The organism is Thermodesulfobacteriota bacterium (genome assembly GCA_040756475.1).
In the GTDB taxonomy this organism is placed as follows: Bacteria; Desulfobacterota; Deferrisomatia; order Deferrisomatales; family JACRMM01; genus JBFLZB01.
Genome location: JBFLZB010000248.1, coordinates 1 through 5,427, shown reverse-complemented (window position 1 = coordinate 5,427; position 5,427 = coordinate 1). Strand labels below are relative to the sequence as shown.

3 protein-coding genes are annotated in these 5,427 nt (G+C 73.7%); all 3 read left to right on the top strand.

Features of this window, described 5'->3' with window-relative positions; translation table 11 throughout:
* Positions 1-186, top strand: a 186-nt coding sequence (locus AB1578_21635; GenBank protein ID MEW6490500.1) for a hypothetical protein, incomplete at its 5' end; no start/stop codon positions are given.
* 11 nt (positions 187-197) lie between these two features.
* On the top strand, positions 198-2,408 hold the full coding sequence (locus AB1578_21630; GenBank protein ID MEW6490499.1) for a methyl-accepting chemotaxis protein: 2,211 nt from the start codon (positions 198-200) through the stop codon (positions 2,406-2,408).
* A gap of 34 nt (positions 2,409-2,442) precedes the next feature.
* A complete protein-coding gene (locus AB1578_21625) occupies positions 2,443-5,376 on the top strand; it encodes a response regulator (protein ID MEW6490498.1) in 2,934 nt (977 codons plus the stop codon).
* Positions 5,377-5,427: the final 51 nt, after the last annotated feature.

Genomic DNA, 5,427 nt, shown 5'->3' with positions numbered 1-5,427 from the left:
TCCGGGGCCGGGGGCGCCCCGCGCGCGGCGCGCGCCCCCCCGCTCGGGGGGCGCCCGGGGGCGCCGGCGCCGGCCCCCGCGGTTCCGCGCGGCGCCCACCTCTCGGTGAGCCTCAAGACCGCCCGGCAGATGAAGCTCGACCTTCCCGAGGCGCTCGTGCGCGGCGCCCGGACCGTGCACGAGTAGGCAGAGACCCCATGCGACCAGACGAACACGGGGCCACCCAACCCGCCGGACCGGCAGCCCACGCGCCGGGGTCGGAGCCTCGGTCCGGCGAACCGCCCCGCAGAGGCGGCAGCCTCAAGGCGAAGGTGACGGTGCTCACGGCGTCCCTGATCGCGCTCTCGGCCGTCGGGACCACCGCCTTCCTGTTCGAGGGCCAGCGGGTCGCGGGGCGCCAGGACCTGGCGGAGCACGGAGTCGCCCTGGCCGCCATGGTGGCCCAGAACTGCGAGTATGGGGTCTACACCCGAGACCCCGAGACCCTCCGGCAGCTGGTGGACGCCACCTTCTCCCACGGCGCGGTGGCGTACCTCGCGGTGCGGGACCCCGCGGGCGAGATCCTCCACGCCCGGGCCGAGCAGCCCCTAACCCGGGTGCCGGAGCCCGCCGGGGGGGGTCCGGGGGGGAACGGCCCAGGGCAGCCTCCGGCGGAAATCGTGGGGCCCGACGGGACGACCTTTCTCGACCTCTGGGAGCCGGTACGCGCCCACGCCGGCGGAATCGAGAGCCCACTGGAGGGAGATGCCGAAGCGGCAGGCGGGCCCGGGGAGGTCCTGGGCTACGTCCAGTTGGGCGTGAGTGTCGAGGGCCTGCGACTGCGCCTGCGGCGCCAGCTCCTTCACGCCGGGGCGTTCACCGCGGCGGTGGTGCTCCTGGGCCTGGGGCTGAGCTTCCTGGTTGCCCGGCGCATCACCTCGCCCCTGAGCGAGCTCGAAGGGGCGGCGGCCGAGATCGCGGACGGCGAAGGGGACCTCACCCGCTCCTTCCGGGTGGAGTCGAGCGACGAGGTGGGGGCACTGGCCGGGAGCTTCAGCCGGTTCATCGCCCGCCTGCGGGACATGGTGGGGCGTACCCGCGACGCGGCCACCGGCCTGGAGCAGGCGGTAACGGCCCTCGGAGACTCCTCCCGGAAGGTGCGGGACGGGGCGGCCTCCCAGGTCTCGGCCCTGGCCGAGAGCCTGGAGGCGGTGGGCGCCATCGGCTCGGCGGTGGGGGGGATCGCCGAGAGCACCTCGGCCCTCGTGGTGTCGGCCGAGCAGAGCGCCGGAGCCGTGACCGAGCTGGGCGCGTCGAGCCAGGAAATTGCCCGGCGCATGGGAGAGCTCTTCCGGGAGGTGGGTCAGGTCACCGCCACCCTGAAGGAGATCTCCGGCTCGGGCCAGCAGGTCGCCGAGAGCGTGGAGGTACTCTCGGCCTCCACCGCGGGGACGGCGGCGGCCCTCCAGCAGCTCAACGCCTCGGTCAAGGCCATCCGGGCCAGCGCCGAGCAGACGGGGCAGCTCTCCCAGGAAGCCGCCTCGTCCGCCGAAGCGGGTGGGCAGACCGTGGGGAAGACCATCGAGGGCATCGCGGCCATCCGGGAAACGGTGGACCGGGTGGGGACCGCCATCGAGGAGCTCGCCGCCCGCTGCGGACAGATCGGGATCTCCTTGAACGTCATCGAAGACGTGGCGGAGCAGACCGGCCTCATGGCGCTCAACGCCGCCATCCTGGCCGCCCAGGCCGGAGAGCACGGCCGCGGGTTCGCGGTGCTCGCCTCCGAGATCGGCGAGCTCGCGGAGCGCACGGGGCTCTCGGCGGGGGAGGTGTCGGCCGTGGTCGAGGGCTTGCAGCGCACGAGCCGCGAGGCCGTACGCGCCATACGGGAAGCGGGGGAGCGGGTGCGGGCCGAGGTGGAACGGTCCGAGTCGTCCCGCCAGGCCCTCCACCGCATCCGCCAGGCCACCGGGCGCGCCGCGGGCCAGGTGCAGCAGATCGCCGCCTCGGCGGAAGAACAGTCGCGCAGCACCGAAGAAATCACCCGTGCCGTGCAGCGGGTGGCGGCTTCCGTAGACGCCATCGCGGCCACCATCCAGCAGCAGGTGGCAGCCACCGCCCAGCTCTCCCAGGGGGCCGAAGCCATGCGGGCCATCGCCTCCGAGGTGCACGCCAGCGTGGGGCAGCAGGCCGACGGCACCCAGGATATCGCCCGCAACGTGGAGTCGGTGCGCGCCTGGGTCGAGCGGATCGACGAGGCGACCCGGGAGCAGACCTCCCGAGCCCGCCAGGTGGCGGACTCCGTCTCCCGGACCCGGGAGGTAGCCCGCCACAGCGCCGGGCAGGCCGAGGCCATGGATCGGGTGCTGGCCGAGCTGGGTGGGCAGATGGAGGCGCTGCGCGGCCAGATCCAGGCCTTCAAGATTTGATCGGCCAGCGCCGGGCCGCGTGAGAGGAGACCGGGTGGGGCGAGCATCGAGAGTGAGCCTGTTTCGGAAGTTCAACGCCCTGGCGGTGGCTCTCGTCCTGGCCACCGCCCTGGGGATGGGCTTCTTCTTCGTGCGCCAGGAGGTCTCGGACACCAGCGCCCACCTGCGCCACCACGGGGAGAGCCTCGCCGCGCTCATCGCCCAGAGCAGCGAGTTCGGGGTCTTCGCCGAGGACCGGGAGGCGTTGGGGCGCACGCTGGCCGCCCTGGCCTCCGACCCCGACGTCGCCTACGGCGTCATCGCCGACCGGTCCGGGCGCGTCCTGGCCTGCGCGGGCGCGGCGCCCAGGCCCCTGCCCGCCTGGCCGTTCCCCGACTCCCCCGAGCAACCGCGCCCCGCCGAGCTCCTGCACGGCCACGGGGCAACCGGTGACCTGGACATCGTCGCGCCGGTGGTGGGCGGAGGGCACGGACAGCTCTTCGGGGGAGACCCCCTGGCCGGTGCCCCCCTCGCGGCGCTCCGGCCCGAGGTCATCGGCTACGTGCGGCTGGGCCTCTCCCGGGCGCGGGCCGAGGCCCAGACCCAGGCCTTCCTCGCCGCCGTCGGGGGCGTCACCCTCCTGATCGTCCTGGGCGGCATCGTCGTCACCTTCGCCGTGACCCGGCGCATCGTCTCGCCGGTGCAGGCCCTGGCCCGCGTCGCCGACGACATCTCCCAGGGAAACTGGAACCACGAGGTGCGCTTCGAGACCCGCGACGAGATCCAGGATCTGGCCGAGACCTTCAACCGCATGCTGGCGCGGCTTCGGGAATACCGCTCCCAGGTGCAGGGACAGCACCAGGTGCTGGAAGAGCGGGTCCGGGAGCGGACCGCGGAGCTCCAGGAGGCCACCGACCGCGCCCGGGACCTGGCCGAGAAGGCCGAGGCCGCCAACCGGGCCAAGTCCCAGTTCCTGGCCAACATGAGCCACGAGATCCGCACCCCCATGAACGGAGTGTTGGGGATGACCGAGCTCCTGCGCAGCACTTCCCTGGACGGGCGGCAGCGCAGGTTCGTGGAGACCGTGTACCGGTCCGCGGACCTCCTGATGAACCTTCTCAACGACATCCTCGACTTCTCCAAGATCGAGGCGGGGAAGCTCCAGCTCGACGTGCTGGACTTCGACCTGCGGGACGAGGTGGAGGAGGTCTCCCAGCTCTTCGCCGAGCATGCCCACGCCAAGGGCCTGGAGTTCGTGCACGTGCTCCCCCCGAACCTCCCCCGGGCCGTGCGGGGAGACCCCGGGCGCCTGCGCCAGGTGCTCTCGAACCTGGTGGGCAACGCCATCAAGTTCACCGAGAAGGGCGAGGTCTCCGTGCGGGCGCACCCGGTGGAGGAGGGCGACGGCACCGTGTGCGTGCGCTTCGAGGTGCAGGACACGGGCATCGGCATCCCCCCGGAAGCCCTTCCGCGGCTCTTCGACTCCTTCTCCCAGGCCGACGGCTCCATGACCCGCCGGTACGGGGGGACGGGGCTCGGGCTCGCCATCTCGCGGCAGCTCGTGGAGCTCATGGCGGGGGAGCTGGGGGTGGATAGCACGGCGGGAAAGGGCTCCTGCTTCTGGTTCACCGCCCACTTCGGCAGGGTCCGGCCCCGGGAAACCGGGGCCTCCGAGAGCCCCCACGGCCTCTCGGGCCTGCGGGCCCTGGTGGTGGACGACAACCCCACCAACCGGGAGGTCCTGGAGATGGAGCTCGAGGCCTGGGGCCTGGAGCACGCGTCGGCGGAGGGTGGCGGGCGGGCCCTCGAGCTCCTTCGGGCCGAGGCCGCCGGCACCCACCCCTTCCAGCTCGCCATCCTCGACATGATGATGCCCGGCATGGACGGCCTGGACCTGGCCCGGCACATCCGCGCCGACCCTGAACTGGCGGGCCTCCCCCTGGTGATGCTCACCTCGGTTGGCGTGGTGGACGACCCGGCCGCCCGGGCGGCGGCCCGCATCGACGCCTGGCTGAGCAAGCCCGTGCGCCAGTCGCACCTCTTCGAAGCGCTTCTCGCGGTCACCCGGGGCCTGGGCCCGGCGCTCCCGAGCCCCCGCCCCGCAGGCGACGTTTCCCTGGAGTCTCGATACCGGGGGCGGGTGCTCCTGGTGGAGGACAACCGGATCAACCAGGAGGTGGCCCGGGACCTCCTGGAGCTCCTGGGCCTCGAGGTCCACGTGGCCTGCGACGGCCTGGAGGCCGTGGAGGCCGCCGGCCGGGCCGCCTACGACCTGATCCTCATGGACTGCCAGATGCCCCGCATGGACGGGTACGAGGCCACCCGCGCCCTGCGGCGGGCCGAGGGGGACGGAGCCCGCCCTCGCACCCCGGTGGTGGCCATGACCGCCCACGCCCTGGAAGGGGACCGGGAGGCGTGCCTGGCGGCGGGCATGGACGACTACCTCCCCAAGCCCTTCAAGGTGCAGCAGCTCGGCCAGATCCTCGACCGCTGGCTCCCTGCCCCGGGCACGCTCGTCCCAGACGCTCCGCACCCCGTCCGAGACCCCGCCGAAGCCCCGAAAGCGGCCCCAGGGAGGCCCTCCGGGGCGTTGGCGGAACCGGCGGCCGGGAACGCCCCTCCCGGTGAAGAACCCGTCCTCGACCCCCAGGCCCTGGAAAACCTCCGGGCCCTGGAGCGCCAGGGCGCCCAGGGGGCGCTCTCGCGCACCATCGGCTTCTACCTGGAGGACGCCCCGCCCCTGCTCCAGACCCTGGAAGCGGCCGTGGCCCAGGTAGACCCGGAGGCCCTGCGGCGGGCGGCCCACAGCCTGAAATCCATGAGCGCCAACGTGGGCGCGGCGCGCCTCGCGGCCTTGTGCCAGCGGCTGGAGTCCGCGGGCCGCAGCGGCATGGCGGAGGCGGCCGGCCCCCTGGCCCAGGAGGCCGTGGCGGAAGCCGGCCGGGTGTTCGCGGCCCTGCGGCGGGAAGCCCCGGAGGCTTCCCCGTGACCCCCGCTGCGACCCACGCCCGCATCCTCGTGGTGGACGACGACCGCAGCA

Bases quoted from the DNA above. Each gene is read 5' to 3' on its own strand.
- AB1578_21630 (MEW6490499.1), top strand. From the start codon at position 198: ATGCGACCAGACGAACACGGGGCCACCCAACCCGCCGGACCGGCAGCC.